Genomic DNA, 21,452 nt, shown 5'->3' on the forward strand with positions numbered 1-21,452 from the left:
CGTAGTCAGTGTCCAGACTGTTTCGGCGTGCCCGTGTGTTTCCGCGTGCCCGTGTGTTTCGGCGCACCCATCCGCTGCGGCGTCCCCTGGTGCTGATCGCCGTGGTGGGACTGCTGGCTCTGTGGATACCGGGCCCGGCCTCCGCCGCACGCGCGGGGGCCGCGGCGGCCCCGTCCTGCCCCGCCGCGGATCGCATCGACACGACCCTGAAGAACGGTGCCCGGTGGCAGATGTGCTGGGACATCGACCGCAACACCGGTGCGGTGCTGAGCGATGTGATCTACACCCCGAACCGTGGCGCCCCCACCCGGGTCCTCAAGAGCGCCTCGCTGGCCGAGGTACATGTGCCCTACGACAGCGGTCAGCCGCGCTTCTACGATGTCTCGGCCATCGGCTTCGGCGATCTGGAGCAGGGCACGCTCACCCCGCTCAGCGCCAAGGACTGCCCCGACGGACGGCTGCGCGACTTCCGTGACACCCCGGTGCTGTGCGTCGAGGAGCAGCCGCGGCCGTTCGCCTACAAGAGCGCCGTGGAGAAGGGCGTACTGCACGGCACCGATCTGGTCGTCTTCTCGGTCTCCGAGATCGGCTGGTACGACTACATCACCGAGTGGCGCTTCTCGGACGACGGTTCCATCACCCCACGGTCCGGCGCCACCGGAAGCCTTTCGCCGTTCCAGTTCTCCGACGCGAGCAGCGGCTGGCCGACCGGGGTGGGCTCCACCCGGTTCAGCGAGAACCACTCGCACAACATCTTCTGGCGGCTGGACTTCGACGTCGACGGCCAGTCGAAGAACACCGTGGAGCAGTACGACTACCTGGGCAGCGGCACGGCCGCGCGCACCACCAAGCGCACGGTGTTCTCCCGTGAGACCGCAGCGGACCTCGCGCCCACCCGCTTCTGGCGGGTGGTGAACCCCGCCACCGAGAACTCCGACGGCCACGCCAAGTCCTGGGAGATCGACAACCACCAGAGCGATCAGTACCGGGGGCCGCACGAGACCGAGGAGTTCACCCACCACGACATGTACTTCACGCAGTACCGGGAGTGCGAGCGGCTGGCCTACGGCAACACCGCACCGGACTGCGCCACCTCGGTCGACAAGTACACCGGCGACGAGAAGCTCACCGACCCGGTGGCCTGGGTCAGTGTCGACTTCCACCATGTGCCCAGGGACGAGGACCAGGACCCCATGCCCACCCACTGGCAGGGCTTCAGGATCGTGCCCCGGGACGTCACGGCCACGAGCCAGCTGCCGTGACCCGGCCCCCGTCGCCCGCCCCGTCCCGTCCCCCGGCAAGGAGTGCACCGTGTTACGTACGACCCCGGACCCGTCCGTCGAGGAACGGTCGAAGATACGCCGCGTCCTCGAGGACCGACTGACCGCCCTGGCCCGCGCCCATCAGGTGCCCGGGGCCCAGCTCGCCGTGCACAGCGGCGGAACGACCCTCGCCGTGGAGACCGGCGTCCTGGACACGGAGACCGGCGAGCCGTGCACCGCCGACGCGGCCGTGCCCATCGGCTCCATCACCAAGGCGTACACCGCGACCGTGGTGCTGCTCCTGGTGGCGGACGGCGACGTGGAGCTGGACGACCGGCTCGGCGACCATGTGCCGGAGCTGCGGCGGGCCGGTCCGCCGTGCACGGTGCGCCAGGTGCTCAGTCACACCGCGGGGCTTCCGTCCGGGCCCGACTCCGACCAGGTGGCCTCGCTGACCGCCGCGCGCTATCTGCTGGACCACTGCACCCACCGCACCCTGGTGATGCCCCCGGGGACGGACTTCTCCTACTCCAACGCGGGCTTCGTGGCCGCGGGCCGGCTGATCGAGACGGTCACCGGGATGAGCTGGCAGGAGGCCATGCGGTCCGTTCTGCTCGATCCGCTGGGCACCGTGCCGTCCTTCATCGGCACGGCCGGCGCCCCGCACCGGCCCACGGCGCGCGGCCACTCGGCCAACAAGGCCACCGGCAGAACGCGGCCGGTGCGGCAGAACCTCGCTCCCGCCGAGGCCGCGGCCAGCGCTCTGCGCGCCAGTGCCCTCGATCTGGTGGCGCTGGGCCGGGCCCATCTCGGTGACGGGGCCACGGCATCGCTGCCCCGCGAGCTCGCGGAGGAGATGCGCCGCCCGGTGCCCGGTGCCGACCCCGGTGTGCTGGCCGACGGCTGGGGCCTGGGCTGGGGGCTCTTCCGGCACGGCGACACCCTGTGGTTCGGGCACGACGGCAACGCCCAGGGCACCTCCTGCTTCCTGCGGGCCGATCCCGCCACCGGCGCGGTGGTCGGCTTCACCGCCAACGCGGGCACCGGCACCGAGCTGTGGCACGAACTGACCGATGTCCTCGCCGAGATCACCGGTGTCCGGGTGCCCCCCACACCCACCCCACGGCGCCGGGCCACCCCCATGGCCGCGACCTCGCAGTGCACCGGGATCTACCTCAACGGCGACATCGAGTACCAGGTGACCATCGGCGACGGCGGCGGTCTCGCCCTGTCCGTGGACGGCGACCTCCCCGCGCCGCTGGTCTGCCACGAGGACCTCACCTGCGATCTGGTGGACCCCTCCTCCGGACGCCGGCTCCCCGGCGGACGCTTCGTCCGCGATCCGCGGACCGGCGCCGTGGACCGGATCCAGCTCTCGGGCCGGATGGCCCGTAAGAGCGCCCTGGTCTGAGGTCCGCACCGCCCCGCACACGGCCGTTCTCCCCACGTCTCCCCCGGCCGGGCGCGGGCGCACCGGCTCGGCGCCGGCCGGCCCGAGCCGCCCCCCATATCCGCCCGATCAACCGCTCTGAAGGGCCACAACCCACCATGACGGACCACTACGAGACCTCATCGGTGTCCGCGACCCAACCCGTCCCGGGCCTCCCTCCGGAGGCGTGGAACGACACGGACCGCGCCGTCTCCCGCGCGCCGCTCGGCGAGCTCTTCGCCGTCTGGGCGGAGCGCACCCCCAAGGCGCCGGCCCTGGTGGCGGACGGGCGCGAGTGGTCCTTCGGGGAGGTCGAGCGCTGGGCGAACCGGCTGGCCCACCATCTCATCGGGCAGGGCGTGGGGCCGGAGCGCGTGGTGGCGCTGGTGCTGCCCCGCTCGGCGGAACTGGTGGTGGCCGAGCTGGCGGTGGCGAAGGCGGGTGGTGCGTACCTCCCGATCGACCCCGCGCACCCCGAGGAGCGCCGGGCCATGATGCTGGCCGACGCCCGGCCGGTGGCGGTGCTGGACGACCCGGCGCGGATCCGGGAGCTGGGGGCCGGGGCGGGCCCGGATCACGCGCCCGGCCGCGGGGAGCTGCTCGGCCCGCTGTGCCCCGAGCATCCCGCGTATGTCATCTACACCTCCGGCTCCACGGGCGTGCCCAAGGGCGTGCTGGTGCCGCACGCCGGTCTGGGGAACTTCTCGGCCGCTACGGCGGCCCACTACCGGGTCCGGCCCGGCGACCGGGTGCTCCAGTTCTCCTCGCCGAGCTTCGACGCCTCCGTGCTGGAGCTGTGCTCGTCCCTGCTGGCCGGGGCGGCGCTGGTGGTGCCCCCCGAGGGGCCGCTGCTGGGCGCCGAGCTGGCGTCGGTCCTGCGGGAGAGGCGGGTGACCCACGCCCTGATCCCCCCGGCGGCGCTCGCCACCGTGCCCCCGGAGGAGCTCCACGACGGGCTGCCCGACTTCCGCACGCTGATCGTCGGCGCCGAGGCGTGCCCCGCCGATCTGGTGGACCTCTGGGCACCCGGACGGCGGATGGTCAACTCCTACGGCCCGACCGAGGCCACGGTCGTGGCCTCCTGGACGGACGCCCTGGCGGCGGGGACCGGAGCCCCGCCGATCGGCCGTCCGCTGCCCAACACCCGGGTGTTCGTGCTGGACGAGGCGGCGCGGCAGGTGCCGGTCGGGGTCACCGGAGAGCTGTGCGTCAGCGGCGCGGGCCTGGCCCGCGGCTATCTCGACCGGCCGGGGCTGACCGCCGAGCGGTTCACCGCCTGCCCGTTCGGCCCGCCCGGCTCCCGGATGTACCGCACCGGTGACCTGGTCCGCTGGAGCGCCGACGGCGAACTGGAATTCCTCGGCCGGGCCGACCACCAGGTGAAGATACGCGGCTTCCGCATCGAACTGGGCGAGGTGGAGGCCGCGTTGGCCCGCCATCCCCGGGTGGGATCCGCCGTGGTCACCGTACGGGAGGACGAGCCCGGGCAGAAGCGGCTGGTCGCCTATGTGGTGCCGCCGAGCGGCGGGACCCCGCCGAAGGCCGCGGAGGTGCGCGCCGCGGTGGCCCGGGTGCTGCCGGCCCATATGGTGCCGTCCGCCTATGTCGTACTGGACGCGTTCCCCCTCACCCCGCACCGCAAGATCGACCGGCGGGCGCTGCCCGCCCCGCGCTCCGCGCCGGACGGCGACTCGCGCCACATCGCCCCGCGCACCCCCGTCGAGGAGGCCCTGGCCCGCATCTGGTCCGAGGTGCTGCCGGTGGAGACCGTGGGCGTGGAGGACGACTTCCTGGGCCTGGGCGGCGACTCCATCCTCGGGGTGCGGCTGCTGACCCGGGTCCGCGCCGAGCTGGGCGTGGAGCTCTCGCTGCGCGATCTGCTCGACGCCAGGACGGTGGCACGGCTGGCCGGCAGGCTGTCCGCCACGGCGGCCGAGGCGCCCGAGGCGCCGATCCCGCCCGCGCCGCGCGACCGTCCGCTGCCGCTGTCCTCCGCCCAGCGGCGGCTGTGGTTCCTGGACGATCTGACCTCGGGCGGAACCGAGTACAACACCGGGGCCGGGCTGCGGCTCGACGGCCCGCTGGACGCGGCCGCGCTGCGCCGGGCGCTGGACCGGCTCGCCGCCCGCCACGACGCCCTGCGCACCACCTTCGCCACCGTGGACGGGCACGGGGTGCAGCAGGTGGCCGCGCACGGGACCGTACCGCTCGACCGGCTCGACCTCGGCGGGCATCCGGCGCGGCGGCGCGCCGAGGAGCTCGACGCCACGCTGACCGCCGAGCTGAACCGCCCCTATGACCTGAGGCAGGGTCCGCTGACCAGGGCGCTGCTGATCCGGCTCGCCGACGGGGAGCACATCCTGCTGCTGGCGCAGCATCACATCGTGACCGACGGCTGGTCGGTCGGGCTGCTGGTGCGCGAACTGGCCGCGCTCTACGCCGCCGAGGTGTCCGGCACCGACGCGGCCCTCCCCGAACCCGTCCTCCAGTACCCGGACTTCGCGGTGTGGGAGCGGAGCCGTCCCGCCACCGCCGGTGCGGACGCCGATCTGGAGTACTGGCGGGGCCGGCTGGCCGGGATGCAGACGCTGGAGCTGCCCACCGACCGCCCGCGCCCGCCGGTGCGCACCACGGCGGGCGCGGTGCACCGCCGTGAGCTGCCCGCCGAGCTGGTGGCGGGTCTTGCGCGGCTCGGCAGGGAGCGGGACACCACGCAGTTCACGCTGCTCGCGGCCGCCGTCGCGGTGCTGTTCTCCCGCTACTCGGGCCAGCGGGACATCGCCTTCGGCACCGTGACCGCCGGGCGCCACCGCAAGGAGCTGGAGTCGGTCGCCGGGTTCTTCGTCAACACGCTTGTGCTGCGCGCCGATGTGGACGGTGACAGCACGGTCGAGCGGTTCCTGGACGCGATGCGCGAGACGGTGCTGGACGCGTTCAGCCATGACCGGCTGCCGTTCGAGCGCGTCGTCGAGGAGCTGGCGCCGCGCCGCGACCCCAGCCGCAATCCGCTGGTGCAGGCGCTGGTCGTCCAGCAGAGCGCCTTGGTGCCCGGCCGGGAGGCGGGCGGTGTGCGGATCACCGAGCACTCCCTGCCGCGCCCGGCCGCGCGGTTCGATCTGGTGCTGGAGTTCCTGCCCCGCGACGACGGCTCGCTGGGGCTGACCGTGGAGTTCAACTCCGATCTGTTCGACGCCGCCACGATCGAGCGGATGGCCGGGCATCTGCACCGGCTGCTGACCGCCATGGTGGCCGACCCGGGCGCCACCCTGGTCGAGCTGCGGATGCTGGCCGACGCCGAGTGGCATGCGATGCTCGACGCCTGGAACGGCCCTGTGCGGCCCGCGGTCGAGGCCACCCTGCCCGGCCTCTTCGCCGCCCAGGTGGCGCGGCGGCCCACCGCCACCGCCGTGACCTGCGGGGACTTAAGCCTCTCCTACGACGAGGTGAACCGGCGCGCCAACCGGCTGGCGCGGCTGCTCATCGACCAGGGGGCCGGTCCCGAGCGGCTGGTGGCCCTCGCCCTGCCCCGCTCGGCCGAGCTCGTCGTCGTCCTGCTGGCGGTGCTCAAGGCGGGCGCCGGATATCTGCCGGTGGACCCCGGATACCCGGCCGAGCGCATCGCGTTCATGCTGGAGGACGCCGCGCCCTCGACCGTCCTCACCACCACCGGGTCGGCCGGCTGCCTGCCCGCGGACGCCGCACCGCTGCTGCTGGACGACCCGGAGGTGCGCGCCCGGCTGGACGGGCTCGCGGACGGCGACATCACCGACGCCGATCGGCTCCGGCCGCTGGTCCCGGCCCATCCCGCCTATGTCATCCACACCTCCGGCTCCACCGGCCGGCCCAAGGGCGTGGTGGTCACCCACAGCGGCGTGGCGGGGCTCGCGGCCTGGGCCGAGGCGGAGCTGGGGCGGGAGCGGCTGACCGATGTGGTCGCCTCGACCTCGCTCAACTTCGATGTGTCGGTCTTCGAGATCCTCTGCCCACTGCTGGCCGGCGGCAGCGTCGAGGTGGTGCGTGATCTGCTCGCCCTCACCGATCCCGAGGAGCGGCCGCGGGCGACGGGGCTGCTCAGCGGGGTGCCCTCGGTGTTCTCCCGGCTGCTGGGCGAGGATCGCCCGGCGGACTGGGCCCGGACCGTCGTACTGGCGGGCGAGGCGCTGCCCGCCCAGACCGTACGGGACGTCCGGGAGGCCATGCCGTCCTGCCGGATCGCCAATCTGTACGGGCCGACCGAGGCCACGGTGTACGCCACCGGCTGGTTCTGCGACGGCCAGGCGCCCGCGCAGGCCCCGCCGATCGGCCGCCCGGTCGCGACCACCCGCGCGTACGTCCTGGACCCGACGCTGCGGCTGGTGCCGCCCGGGGTGACCGGTGAGCTGTATCTGGGCGGGCACGGCCTGGCCCGGGGCTATCTGCGGCGGCCCGGGCTGACCGCCCAGCGCTTTCTCGCGGACCCCTTGGGGCCGCCCGGCAGCCGGATGTACCGCACCGGTGACCTGGTCCGCTGGAACGGCGAGGGCCAGCTGGAGTACGTGGGCAGAGCCGATGACCAGGTGAAGATCCGCGGCTTCCGCATCGAGCTGGGCGAGGTGGAGACGGCACTGCTGCGCCACCCCGACATCGCCGAGGCGGCGGCCGTCGCCCGGGAGACGGACGGCCACCAGCGGCTGATCGCCTATGTGGTGGCCACCGCGGGCGCCGAACCCGACCCGGCGGGGCTGCGGCGGTTCCTGCGGCGCTCGCTGCCCGACTACATGGTGCCCGCCTCCGTCGTCGTCCTGGAGCGGATGCCGCTCAACCCCAACGGCAAGCTGGACCGCGGCCGGCTCCCCGAGCCGGACTGGGCCGAGGCGGCGGCACCGGGCTATGTGGCGCCCCGGACCGCCACCGAGCGGACCCTGGCGGCGGTCTGGGCCCGGATCCTGCGGGTGGACCGCGTGGGGATGGAGGACAACTTCTTCTCCCTCGGCGGCGATTCGATCCTCAGCATCCAGCTGGTCTCCCAGGCACGCCGGGCCGGTCTCGCCGTCACCTCGCGCGATGTCTACCGCCATCAGACGATCGCCGCGCTGGCCCTGCACCTGGACACCATCACGGCCCCGGCCGGGCCCGCCGGCTCCGGCGGGGACGCGACGGCCACCGGGGAGCTGCCGCTGACCCCCATTCAGCACTGGCTGTTCACCACCGACCCGGAGCGGGCCGGCCACTTCAACCAGACCATCTCGCTGGTGCTGCCCGAGGACGTGGACGAGGACGCGCTGCGGCACGCCCTGGACGCGCTGGTGGACCACCATGACGCCCTGCGCTCCCGCTTCGAGCGGCGGGACGGCGGCTGGCACCAGCGGATCGAGGACGCGGCGGCCGTCCGCGTTCCGCTCCAGACCACCGGCACCGACCACCTGGGCCGCTTCGACCTGGCCGAGGGGCCGCTGATGCGGGCGGTGCTCGACCGGGACGCCGGGCCGCGCCCGGTCCTCCACCTCACCGTCCACCACGCGGTGGTGGACGGGGTGTCCTGGCGCGTCCTCCTGGAGGATCTCGACAGCGCATACCGGCGGGCGGCCCGGGACGAGGGCCCCGGGCTTCCCGCGAAGTCCTCGCCGCTGCGCGGCTGGGCGCTGCGGCTCAGCACCCATGCCGGGGAGGGCGGGTTCGCCGACGAGGAGGCGTACTGGACCGGGCAGGCCGGGGCCCGTGACCCCTCGCTGCCCACGGACCTGAACGGGGCGGACGAGGCGGCGAACACCTATGCCTCGGCCCGGTCGGTCACCGTCCGGCTCGGCCCGGAGGAGACCGCCGCACTCCTCCAGACGCTCCCCGAGGTCTACCGCACCCAGGTCAACGATGTGCTGCTGAGCGCGCTGGCCCGGGTGCTGTGCCGCTGGACCGGGCGTACCCGGGTGCCGGTGGACGTGGAGGGCCACGGCCGCGAGGAGCTCTTCGCGGATCTGGATCTGTCCCGTACGGTCGGCTGGTTCACCACTCGCTTCCCGGTGGCGCTCGACCTTCCGGACGGCGGCTGGGGCGAGGTCCTCAAGTCCGTCAAGGAGCAGATGCGGGCCGTACCGCGGCGTGGGCTGGGCTACGGGGTGCGGCGTCATCTGCTCGACGGCGCGGGCCTCCCCGACGGCCCCACGGCCGGGATCAGCTTCAACTACCTCGGCCGGTTCGAGGCGCCGGGTGGCGACGGGCTCTTCCGCGGTCTGCACCGGGAGCTGGCCCTGGACGCCGACCCCACCTCGCCGCGTCCGCATCCGCTGGAGGTGGTGGGCCGGGTCTGGGGGGACGAGCTGGAGTTCACCTGGTTCTACTCCGCACGGCTGCACCGGGAGGAGACGGTCGCCCGGCTCGCCGGGGAGTTCCGCGCGGCGCTGTGCGAGATCGCCCGGCACGGCAGCGCGCCCGGCGCGGGCGGCCGCACCCCGTCCGACTTCCCGCTCGCCGCCCTCGACCAGGCCGCCGTGGACCGGCTGGCCGGGAACGGCGGCTCGGTGGAGGACATCTACCCGCTCACCCCCACCCAGGCGGGCATGCTGTTCCACGCCCTGGCGCAGGGCGACCGGCGGGCCTACTTCCAGCAGCTCACCTTCGTCCTCGACGGGGTGCCGGAACCGGCGGCGCTGGCCGCGGCCTGGCAACAGGTCGCCGACCGCACCCAGGGCTTACGCGCCCGCGCGGTGTGGGAGGGGGTGCCGGAGCCGGTCCAGGTGGTGGAGCGCGGGGTCCGGATGCCGGTGGCCCTGCTCGACTGGCGCCATCTGTCCGGCCCGCAGGAGCGCCGGGAGGAGTTGCGGAGGTTCCTGGCCGAGGACCGCGAGCGCGGCCTCGACCTGGCCGCCGCCCCGCTGACGCGGCTGGCGCTGGCCCGGCTGTCGGCGACCGAGGTCCAGGTGGTGTGGACGTTCCACCATCTGATCCTGGACGGCTGGAGCCTGTTCCAAGTGCTCTCCGATGTCTTCCACTGCCACGCACGGGCGCGTGACGGGGCGTCCGGCGCGGCCATGGCCGCCGGGCTGCCCGGCCGCCGCCCGTTCGGCGACTACGTGGCCTGGCTGCGGGAGCGCGACGGGGCCCTGGCCGAGGAGCACTGGCGGGCCCGGCTCGGCGATCTTACCGAGCCCACCCCGCTGCCGTACGACCGCGAGCCCACCGAGACCCATCACGCCGAGTCCACCGAGGACCTGCGCGTCACCCTGCCCGCCGCCACCACCCAGCGGCTCCGGGCCCTGGCCCGGGACGAGGGGCTGACCCTGAACACCGTGGTGCAGGGCGCCTGGGCGCTGCTGCTGGCCCGCCAGTCCGGCCGCGAGGACGTGGTCTTCGGGACCACGGTGTCCGGACGGCCGCCGGAGCTGCCGGGTGTGGAGGCGATGAACGGGCTGTTCATCACCACCGTGCCGACCCGCCTCACGGTGCCGGCCGGGTCCACCCTGCTGTCCTGGCTGAACGCGGTGCAGTCGGGGCAGACCGAGGACCGGCGGTTCGACTTCGTGCCACTCACCCGGCTGCGGTCCTGGACCGGTCTGCCCGAGCGGGTGAACCTCTTCGACTCCATCGTGGTCTTCGAGAACTATCCGATCGGCGGGGACCTCGCCGCCGCCCACGGCCTCGCCCTGCGCGAGCTGAACGGCGTCGAGACCACCAACTACCCGCTGTCCCTGGTGGTCTACCCCGGCGAGGAGCTGGCGCTGCGGCTCGGCTACGACCCGGCGCTGTTCGACGAGGCCACCGCCCGGCGGATGGCGGAGTATCTGACGGTGCTGCTGACGGCCATGGCCGACACTCCGGACCGGGCGCCCGCGCACCTGCCGATGCTGACCGCCGCCCGCCGCCACCAGGTGCTCCGGGAGTGGAACGACACCGCGGTCCCGTCGGCCGAGTCCACGGTGGCCGGGCTGTTCGCCGAGCGGGTGCGGTGTGCGCCGGACGCGACGGCCCTGGACGGCGAGGCGGGCCCGGTGAGCTACCGGGAACTGGACACCCGCGCCAACCGGCTGGCCCACCGGCTCATCGGCCACGGCGTCGGCCCGGAGCGCCCGGTGGCCGTGCTGATGGACCGGTCGGTGGAGCTGGTGGTGGCGCTGCTGGCGGTCGTCAGGGCGGGCGGGGTGTACGTACCGCTGGACACCCGCGCCCCCGGGGACCGGCTGCGGAGCGTGCTGGCGGAGGCGGGCGCGGAGGTGCTGCTGACCGACCGCGCGTGGCAGCGCACGGCGGCGGACGTCTCCGACGCCGCGCGGACGCTGCTCGTGGAGTCCGGGTCCGGGTCCGGGTCCGACGGCGACCATGGACCGTCGGGGCCGCCGAACGTGGCGCTCTCCCCCGACAACGCCCTGTATCTGATGTTCACTTCGGGCTCCACCGGGCGGCCCAAGGGCGTCGCGGTGCGCCACCGCGATGTGACCGCCCTCGTCGCGGACCGCGCCTTCGCGGACCACGACCGGGTGCTGGTGCACTCGCCCCAGGCGTTCGACGCCTCGACGTACGAACTGTGGGTGCCGCTGCTGCGCGGCGGCCGGGCCGTGCTGGCGCCCGCCGGGGACGTGGACGCGGACACCGTGCGCCGGGCGATCGCCGAGTACGGGGTGAGCTGCCTGTGGCTGACCGCCGGGCTGTTCCGGCTGCTGGCGCAGGAGGCGCCGGAGTGTCTGCGCGGCGCCCGGGAGGTGTGGACCGGCGGTGAGGCGGTGCCCCGGGGCGCGGTGCGCCGGGTGCTCGCGGCCTGCCCCGAGCTGACGGTGATGGACGGCTACGGGCCCACCGAGACCACGACCTTCGCCACCCGGCGCCCCTTCCGCGCCGGGGAGGAACTGCCGCGCTCACTCCCCATCGGACGGCCCCTGGACAACACCCGGACGTATGTCCTGGACGGCACCCTCCAGCCGCAACCGCCGGGCATTCCGGGGGAGTTGTACATCGCGGGCGCCGGGGTGGCGCGCGGCTACCACGGCCGCCCCGGCGCCACCGCCGAGCGGTACCTCGCCGACCCGTTCGGGCCCCCCGGCTCCCGGATGTACCGCACCGGGGACATCGTGGCCTGGACCGACGACGGTGAACTGCGCTTCGTGGGCCGCGCCGACGACCAGCTGAAGGTCCGGGGCTTCCGCATCGAGCCGGGCGAGATCGAGGCCGCGCTGACCCGCCACGAGGCCGTGGCGGAGGCGGTCGTCACCCTCGCCCGCGTGGCCGACCGCACCCTGCTGACCGGCTACGCGGTGCCGGTGGGCGGGGCCGAGGTGCCGGGCGCCGGGGAGCTGCGGTCCTTCCTGGGCGGGCTGCTGCCCGACTACATGGTGCCCTCGGCGTTCGTCACCCTCGACGCGCTGCCGCTCACCCGCAACGGCAAGGTGGACCGCCGCCGGCTGCCCGCGCCCGACCCGGCGGCGGCCGGGACGGCGGGGTATGTGGCGCCCCGTACCGACACCGAGCGGGCCCTCGCGGAGATCTGGGGCACCCTGCTGGGCCGGGAGCGGATCGGCGCCGAGGACAACTTCTTCCATCTGGGCGGGGATTCGATCCTCAGCATCCAGGTGGCCTCCCGAGCCCGGCAGGCGGGGCTGGCCTTCACCCCCCGCGAGCTCTTCCGGCATCCCACCGTCGCCTCGCTCGCCGCCGTCACCACGCCCACCGGCACGCCCGCCGCCGACACCGGGCCGGTGACCGGTGAGGTGCCGCTCACCCCGATCCAGCACTGGTTCTTCGGGATGCGGACCGACCGGCCCGGCCACTTCAACCAGTCCGTGGTCGTGGAGCTCCAGCGGGAGCCGGATCTCCGCGCGCTGCGCGCGGCGCTCGACGCGCTGCTGGTCCACCATGACGCGCTGCGCACGCGGTTCGAGCCCGGCGCCGACGGAGGCCCGGTGCAGTACTGCCCGCGGCCGGACCTGACGGCCCCGGCGCCCCTGCGGGAGCACGACCTGGCGGGGCTCGACGCGGACGAGTGCCGGGCTGCCGAGGACGCGGCGATGGCGGAGGCGCAGGCCGGGTTCGACCTGGCGCGGGGCCCGCTGCTGGCCGCGCGGCTGTTCCACCGCGGCGAGGGGCAGCGGCCGACGCTCTTCCTGACCGCCCACCACCTCGTGGTGGACGGTGTCTCCTGGCGGGTGCTGCTGGAGGATCTGAACACCGCGTACCAGCGGCTGCTCACGGGCGGGCGGGCCGATCTCGGCCCGCGCACCACGTCCGTACGGGACTGGTCCCGGAAGCTCACCGAGCACACCGCCGCCGGTGGTTTCGACGCCGAACTCCCCCACTGGCGGGCGGTGACCGCGGAGTGCGCCGCGGGGCTGCCCGTGGACGGCGAGGGGGACAACACGGTGGCGTCCATGGCGTCGGTCACCGTCCGTCTTGACCGGGAGCGCACCGAGGCGCTGCTGCGGCAGGTCCCCGAGGTCTACCGCACCCGCGTGGACGATGTGCTGCTCGCGGCGCTGGGCCGGGTGCTCGGCGGCTGGACCGGGCGGCGCCGGATCGCCGTGGACCTGGAGGGCCACGGCCGGGAGGAACATCTGCTGGAGGGGGTGGACCTGTCCCGTACCGTCGGCTGGTTCACCAGCCTCTATCCGGTCGCCCTGGACATCCCGGGCGGGGGCTGGGGCGAGACGCTGAAGTCCGTCAAGGAGCAGCTGCGGGCGGTGCCCGCACACGGCATCGGCTACGGCGCGCTGCGCCATCTCTCCCCCGGCTCCGGACTCGGGGGCGCGGCGGAGCCCGGCATCAGCTTCAACTACCTCGGGCAGTTCGACTGGTCGGCGGCGGATGACGACACCGGTCTCGTCCGTACCGTACGGGACGGTCTTGGCGGTGACGCCGCGCCCGACACGGCCCGGGCGCATCTGCTGGACGTCGTGGGCCGGGTGGAGCACCGGCGCCTGGAGATCACCTGGTACTACGGCTCGGGCACCCACACCGAGGAGACGGTGGCCGGGCTGGCGCGGGGGATGCTCCGCGCGCTGGAGGAGATCATCGGCCACTGCGCCGACCCCTTGGCGGGCGGCCGCACCCCGTCGGACTTCCCGCTGGCCCGGCTCGACCAGGCCGCGGTGGACCGGATCGCCGCCGACGGCCGGTCGGTGGAGGACATCTATCCGCTGACCCCGACCCAGGCCGGGATGCTGTTCCACGGGCTGATGGATCCGGCGTCGGACGCGTATGTCAACCAGGTCCAGCTGACGCTGACCGGGGCGAGCGATCCACGGGCGCTGGCCACCGCGTGGCGGCAGACGGTGGACGCCAACCCCATCCTGCGCACCCATCTGGTGTGGGCGGACACCCCGGAGCCGCTCCAGGTCGTGACGCACCGGGCGGCGCTGCGGATCGCCCACCACGACTGGACCCGGCGGCCCGAGGAGTGGCGCGAGGCCGAGCTGGACCGGATGCTCGCCGAGGACCGGGCGGAGGGGATCGACCTGGCCACGGCGCCGCTGATGCGGCTGGCACTGATCCGGCTGTCCGCCGACGAGGTGCGGATCGTCTGGACCTTCCACCATGTGCTGCTCGACGGCTGGAGCGCGGCGCAGGTCTTCGACGAGGTCTGCGAGCGGTACGCTGCGCTGACCTCGGAACGGGCGCCGGTGGTGCCCGCCCGCCGGCCGTTCCGCGAGTACCTGGGCTGGCTCGGCGAGCGGGACACGGCGGAGGCCGAGCGGTACTGGCGTACGGCCCTCGCCGGGTTCACCTCGCCCACCGAACTGCCGCGCGACCGGCCGGCGTCGGAGGCGCACCGCAGCGCCTCCTCGGGCTCGCACCGGGTCACGCTGGGCGCCGAGGAGTCCGCCCGGCTCCGGACCACCGCGCAGCGGGGCGGGCTGACCATGAACACGGTGGTGCAGGGCGCCTGGGCGCTGCTGCTCTCCCGGTACAGCGGGGCCGACGACCTGTGCTTCGGCACCACCGTCTCGGGGCGGCCGGCCGCGCTGCCGGGGGTCGAGTCCATGGTCGGGGTGTTCATCAACACCATCCCCACCCGGGTCCGGGTGACCGGGGAGAGCGGACTGCTGGACTGGCTGCGGGAGTTGCAGTCGGCGCAGTCGGAGGCCCGGCTCTTCGAGTTCGTGTCGCTGGCACAGCTGGGGAGCTGGAGCGAGGTGCCCGGCGGGGTGAGCCTCTTCGACTCGATCGTGGTCTTCGAGAACTATCCGTTCGACAGCGAGGCCATCGCCGCCCATGGCCTGGGCATCCGGCAGGAGCGCGATGTGGAGCCCACCAACTTCGCGCTCAGCGTGGTGGTGGCGCCCGAGGAGCGGCTGTCGATCTGTCTGGACTACGACCCCGACGCGTTCGACGCCCTGACGATCGAGCGGCTGGGCGGCTGTCTGCGGAATCTGCTGGTGGAGATGGCGACCGATCCGGAGCGGCGGCTGGATGAACTGCCGCTGGTCGGCGAGGCCGAGACGCGCGGGATCCTCGACCGCTTCAGCGGCCCGGTCCCGGCCGCGCCGGACGCGGTGCTGCCCGCGCTGTTCGAGGCGCGGGCGGCCGGTACGCCGGACGCGGTGGCGGTGCTGGGCGACGGCGGACCGCTGACCTACCGGGAGCTGAACCAGCGCGCCAACCGGCTGGCCCGGCTGCTGATCGCCTCGGGCGCCGGGCCGGAACACTTCGTGGCCCTGGCCCTGCCGCGCACACCGGAGCTGGTGGTCGCGGTGCTGGCGGTGCTCAAGAGCGGGGCGGCCTATCTCCCGGTCGACCCGGCGTATCCGGCGGAGCGGATCGCCTTCATGCTCGGCGACATCGCCCCGGACACGGTGGTGACCACCGGGGAGGTGGCTGACCGGATCCCCGCCGGGGCGGGCGGCGGCCGGATCCTGCTGGACGACGCGGAGTCCCGGCGGCGGCTGGCGCGATTGCCCGCCCAGGACATCGGCGACACCGAGCGGCGCGGCCCGCTGCTGCCGGGCCATCCGGCGTACGCCATCCACACCTCGGGGTCCACCGGTACGCCCAAGGGCGTCGTGGTCACCCATGAGAGCGTGGCCGCGCTGGCCGCGTGGGCACGGGAGGAGTTCGGCACCCAGGGGCTCTCCCATGTGGTGGCCTCGACCTCCCTCAACTTCGATGTGTCGGTCTTCGAGATCCTCTGCCCGCTGCTGGCCGGTGGCGCCATCGAGATCGTCCGCGATCTGCTCACCCTGGCCGAGCGGACGGAGCCCTGGACGGCGAGCCTGATCAGCGCCGTGCCCTCGGCGCTCGGACAGGTGCTCGGCAAGGGGTCGGTCTCGGTGACGGCGGGCATCGTGGTGCTGGCGGGCGAGGGCCTCGCCGCCCGCACCGTCAAGGACGTCCGGGCGGCCATCCCCGGCTGCCGGGTGGCGAACATCTACGGGCCCACCGAGGCGACCGTCTACGCCACCGCCTGGACCTGCGACCCGGCCGATCCTGACCGCACCCCGCCCATCGGCGCCCCGGTGGCCGCCACCCGGGCCTACGCGCTCGACGCGCGGATGCGGCCGGTGCCGGTCGGGGTGCCGGGAGAGCTCTATCTGGCGGGACCGGGCCTCGCCCGGGGGTACTTCGGCCGACCGGGGCTGACCGCGCAGCGGTTCACGGCCGATCCGTACGGCCCCGCGGGCGGCCGGATGTACCGCACCGGCGACCTGGTCCGCTGGGACGAGCGGGGGCAGCTGGAGTACCTGGGCAGAACCGACGACCAGGTCAAGGTGCGCGGTTTCCGTATCGAGCTGGGCGAGGTCGAGGCGGCGCTGGCGCGCCATCCCGGTGTCGCCGAGGCGGCCGCGGCGGTCGTCGACACCGGCGGTCACAAGCGGCTGGCCGGCTATGTGGTACCGGTCCCGGGCTCCCCGCCGGTGGACACCGCCGCGATCCGCGCCTTCCTCGCCACGAGTCTGCCGGACCATATGGTTCCCTCGGCCGTGGTGGTCCTGGACCGGCTGCCGCTGGGGTCCAGCGGCAAGCTGGACCGGCGTGCGCTGCCCGCGCCCGTCTGGGCGGCCCGCGCCACCGGCCATGTGGAGCCGCGCACGGAGACCGAGAAGGCCCTCGCCGCCATCTGGGCGGAGGTGCTGGGGGTCGAGCGGATCGGCGTGGACGACAACTACTTCGCCCTCGGCGGCGATTCCATCCTCAGCATCCAGATCGTCTCCGCCGCCCGGCGGGCCGGGATCGAGCTGACCCCGCGCCACCTCTTCGTCCACCAGACCGTGGCGGACCTCGCGGCGGCCGCGCGGGAGGCCCCCGCCACGGCGGCCGAGGCCGAGCGGGGTCCGGTCGTCGGCGAGGTGCCGCTGACCCCGATCCAGCACTGGCTCTTCGACCAACTCGGCCCCACGGCCGCACACTTCACCCAGTCGGTCTCGGCCGAGCTGACCGCTCCGGTGGACGAGAGCGCGCTGCGCACCGCCCTGTCCACGGTGCTGACCCACCATGACGCCCTGCGGCTGCGCTTCGAGCGGACCGAGGACGGCGCCGTGCGCCAGCACAACGCCCCACCGGGCACGGAGCCGGTGCTGGACCTCCACGATCTGTCCGCCGTTGCGCCGGAGCGGCGGGACGCGGTGATGCGGGAGACGGCGGGCCGGATCCGGGCCGGGTTCGACCTGGCCCGGGGACCGCTGCTGCGCGCCGTGCTCTTCACCCGGGGCGAGGGGATACGGCCGGTATTGCTGCTGACGGCCCACCACTTGGTGGTGGACGCCGTCTCCTGGCGCATCGTGCTGGAGGACCTGGACACCGCCTACCGGCAGCTCGTCGCGGGACGGACGCCGGAGCCCGGCCCCAAGACCACGTCGTTCCGCACCTGGGCGCTGCGTCTGACCGAGCACACCGCCGCCGGGGGCTTCGACGCCGAGCGCGACCACTGGGCGGCCTCCCACGGCTCCACCGACCTGCCCACGGACGGTTCGGGCCCCAACACCGCGGCCTCGGAGGAGGAGGTGACCGTACGGCTCGGCGCCGAGGAGACCCGGCTGCTGCTGCACGAGGTGCCGGGCGCGTACCGGACCCGGGTCAACGATGTGCTGCTGTGCGCCCTGGGACGGGTGCTGGCCCGCTGGACCGGCCGGGACACGGTGGCGGTGGCCCTGGAGGGGCACGGCCGGGAGGAGATCTTCGACGGGGTCGATCTGTCCCGTACGGTCGGCTGGTTCACCAGCATGTTCCCCGTCGCGCTGGAGGCCCCCGCCGACTGGGGACTGGAGCGGACGCTGAAGGCCGTCAAGGAACGGCTGCGGGCCGTCCCCGGGAACGGCCTGGGCCATGGCGCGCTGCGCCAGCTGTCCGGCGCGGCCGGCGCCGGGCTCCCCGCCGCCCCGAAGATCAGCTTCAACTATCTGGGCCAGCAGGACTGGGAACCCCCGGCCGGTGGACTGCTGCACGCCCTGGTCGGTGGGCTGGAGGGCGATATGAGCCCGGAGGCGCCCCGGCCGCATCTGCTCGATGTGATCGGCCGGGTGGCGGACCGGCGGCTTGAGCTCAGCTGGTCCTACTCCCGGTCGCTGCACCAACGCGCCACGGTACGCCGGCTCGCCGAGGAGATGGCGGAGGAGCTGCGGGCGATCGTCCGGCTGTGCACCCGCCCGGACGCGGGTGGACGGACACCATCGGACTTCCCGCTGGCCGGGCTTGACCAGGAGACCGTCGACCGATTGGCGGGCGACGGCCGGGACGTGGCCGATATCCATCCGCTGATCCCGACCCAGTCCGGGCTGGTCTTCCATGCCCTGGCCCAGCGCGGCCAAGGGCTCTATGTGGAGCAGGTGACCTTCGTCCTGGACGGGGTCGGCGACTCCGGAGTGCTGGCCGCCGCCTGGCAGCATGTCGTGGACCGCACCCCGGTGCTGCGCGGCGCGGTGGTGATGCACGATGTGCCCGAGCCGCTGATGATCGTGCGCCGTACCGCGGCCGTACCGGTCGAGGAGCTCGACTGGAGCGGCCTTACGGAGGACGAGCGCACGGCCGAGCTGGAGCGGCTGCTGGACCGGGACCGCGCCCGCGGGATCGATCTCACCGCGGCCCCGCTGCTCCGCGTCACCCTGGCCCGGCTCTCCCCCGGTGAGGTGCGGGTGCTGTGGACGTTCCACCATGTGCTGCTGGACGGCTGGAGCGTCTTCCAGGTGCTCGGCGATGTCTTCGCCGCTCATGCCGCCCTGGCCGCAGGTGAGCAGCCAAGACTGCCGGCCCGCCGACCGTTCGCCGACTATGTGGCCTGGCTCGCCCGTCAGGACCGCACGCGTGCCGAGGCGCACTGGCGGCAGGCCCTGGAAGGATTCACCTCTCCCACTCCCCTCCCCTATGACCGCAGGCCGACGCCGGAGATCGCCACCAGGTCCTCGCGCTGGCTGTCGCACCGGCTCGGTGAGCGGGACACCGCCGCCCTCGAGGACTTCGCACGGCGGCATCGGCTCACGCTGAATACGATCGTGCAGGGCGCTTGGGCCCTACTCGTATCTCGCTTGAGCGGTGAGTCGGACGTCTGCTTCGGGACGACGGTCTCCGGACGGCCGGCGGAGCTGCCCGGCGCGGACGACATCACCGGCATCTTCATCAACACCCTCCCGGTGCGGTGCGCGGTGGACGGCACCGCCGGTACCGCCGCCTGGCTGCGCGAGCTCCAGGCCGAGCAGGCGGACGCGCGCGGTTTCGGCCATGTGCCGCTGGCCCAGCTGCGGGGCTGGAGCGAACTGCCCGCCGGGGCGGACCTCTTCGAGAGCCTGGTGGTGTTCGAGAACTACCCCATCAACAGCTCCGCCGCGGCCGACCACGGGCTGCGGGTACGCGATCTGAACGCCCTGGAGGCCACCAACTACGCGCTGACCGTGGTGGTCTCGCCCGGATCCGAACTGTCCGTGGAGCTCGGCTACGACCCGCGGCTGTTCGAGGAGTCCACCGCCGCGGCGCTGGCCGACCGGCTCACCCATCTCCTCGGCGCACTGGCCGCGGCCCCCGACGAGCTGCCGCTGGACGGCATCGACATCCTCCCGGCCGCCGAGCGCCGCCGCCTCCTGGTGGACTGGAACGACACCGCCCGGCAGGTGCCCCGGGCGACCTGGGCCGAGCTCGTCGAGGCGGCGGCGGACCAGCGGCCCGACGCGACGGCGGTGGACTCCCCCGGCCTCCGGCTGACCTACGCGGAGCTGGACGGCCGGGCCAACCGCCTGGCGCATCACCTCATCGGGCAGGGCGTGGGCCCCGGCCGGATCGTCGCGCTGGTGCTGCCCCGCTCGGTGGAGGCCGTCGTGGCCCGGCTCGCGGTGGCCAAGGCCGGAGGCGCCTATCTGCCCATCGACCCCGACTACCCGGCCGAGCGCGTCGAGCTGATGCTCAAGGACTCCGCCCCGCATCTGGTGATCGAGCGGACCGCCGAGGTCGAGGCGCCGGACGGCCCGGCGCACCGCCCCACGGACGAGGACCGGCTCACCGCCGTCCACCCGGACGACCCCGCCTATGTGATCTACACCTCCGGGTCCACCGGAACGCCCAAGGGTGTGGTCGTCACCCACCGCGGGATCGCCGGGTTCGCCGCCGCCGAGGCCGAGCACTTCCAGGTGCGGCCGGGCGACCGGGTACTGCGGTTCTCCTCACCCGGTTTCGACGCCTCCGTCCTGGAGCTGTGCATGGCGCTGCCGTCCGGGGCCACGCTGGTGGTGCCCGAGGCAGGACCGCTGCTGGGCGGCCATCTCGCGGACGTCCTGCGGCGGCAGCGGATCACCCACACCCTCGTCCCGCCCGCCGCCCTCGCGACACTGCCCCCGGGCACCGAGCGGGAGCTGCCCGATCTGCGCACGCTGATCGTGGGTGGGGACGCCTGCGGCGCGGACCTGGCCGCCCGCTGGGCGCCGTACCACCGCATGATCAACGCGTACGGGCCGACCGAGACCACCGTGGTGGCCACCTGGTCCGAGCCGCTCGACCCGGACGGCGCCCCGCCGCCGATCGGGCGGCCCATCCCCAACACCCGGGTCCATCTGCTCGACGCGCGGCTGCGCCCGGTGCCGGTGGGCGCGGCCGGCGAGCTGTGGGTCAGCGGTCCGTCGCTCGCCCGCGGCTATCTGGGCCGCGCAGGGCTGACCGCCGCCCGTTTCGTCGCCGACCCGTTCGGGCCGCCCGGCTCCCGGATGTACCGCACCGGTGACCTCGCCCGCTACGACGCGCAGGGCCGTCTGCACCATCTGGGCCGCGGCGACCACCAGCTCAAGCTGCACGGCCATCGCATCGAGGCCGGTGAGGTGGAGACGGCGCTGTGCGACCACCCCGCCGTCGCGGAGGCCGTGGTGACGGTGCGGGAGGACGAACCCGGGGTACGCCGGCTGGTGGCCCATCTGGTCCTCGCGCCCGGGGCCGGCGCCCCGGCCGACACCGAGTTGCGCACCCATCTGGGCCGGACGCTCCCGGGCCCGATGGTCCCGTCGGCGTTCGCCGTGCTGGACCGGCTGCCGCTCACCGAGAACGGCAAGACCGACCGCGCGGCGCTGCCCGCGCCCGGCCCCGCCACCACCGCGGCCGCACCGCCCGCCCACATCGCCCCGCGCACCCCCACCGAGGAGGTCATCGCGGAGATCTGGTCGGAGGTGCTTGAGGTGTCGCCGGTCGGCACGGAGGACGAGTTCTTCGCCCTGGGCGGTGACTCGGTCCGCAGTCTGCTGATCGCCTCCCGCGCCAAGGAGGCGTTCGCCGTCGAACTGACCCCGCGGGACATTCTGACCGCGCGCACCGTCTCCGCCCTCGCCGACCTGGTCGAGGAGCACATCCTGCGCGAACTCGAAGACGCCGCTTCCGGCGGCAGCGACCACGACGACCGGTGA

3 protein-coding genes are annotated in these 21,452 nt (G+C 74.2%); all 3 read left to right on the forward strand.

The genetic code is table 11. The features are described 5' to 3' along the window. Positions 1 to 8 precede the first annotated feature (8 nt). The 3 genes from ABD329_RS09760 to ABD329_RS09770 all read left to right on the forward strand — a co-directional run bounded on the left by ABD329_RS09760 (position 9) and on the right by ABD329_RS09770 (position 21,452). Positions 9 to 1,262, forward strand: a complete 1,254-nt coding sequence (locus ABD329_RS09760) for a copper amine oxidase (protein ID WP_344316227.1) — start codon at positions 9 to 11, stop codon at positions 1,260 to 1,262. A gap of 49 nt (positions 1,263 to 1,311) precedes the next feature. Further along, entirely contained in the window at positions 1,312 to 2,673 is a 1,362-nt protein-coding gene (locus ABD329_RS09765) for a serine hydrolase domain-containing protein (RefSeq protein WP_344316228.1), read from the forward strand. 137 nt (positions 2,674 to 2,810) lie between these two features. Then, positions 2,811 to 21,452, forward strand: a complete 18,642-nt coding sequence (locus ABD329_RS09770) for a non-ribosomal peptide synthetase (protein ID WP_344316229.1) — start codon at positions 2,811 to 2,813, stop codon at positions 21,450 to 21,452.

The organism is Streptomyces javensis (assembly GCF_039525925.1).
GTDB lineage: Bacteria > Actinomycetota > Actinomycetes > Streptomycetales > Streptomycetaceae > Streptomyces > Streptomyces asiaticus.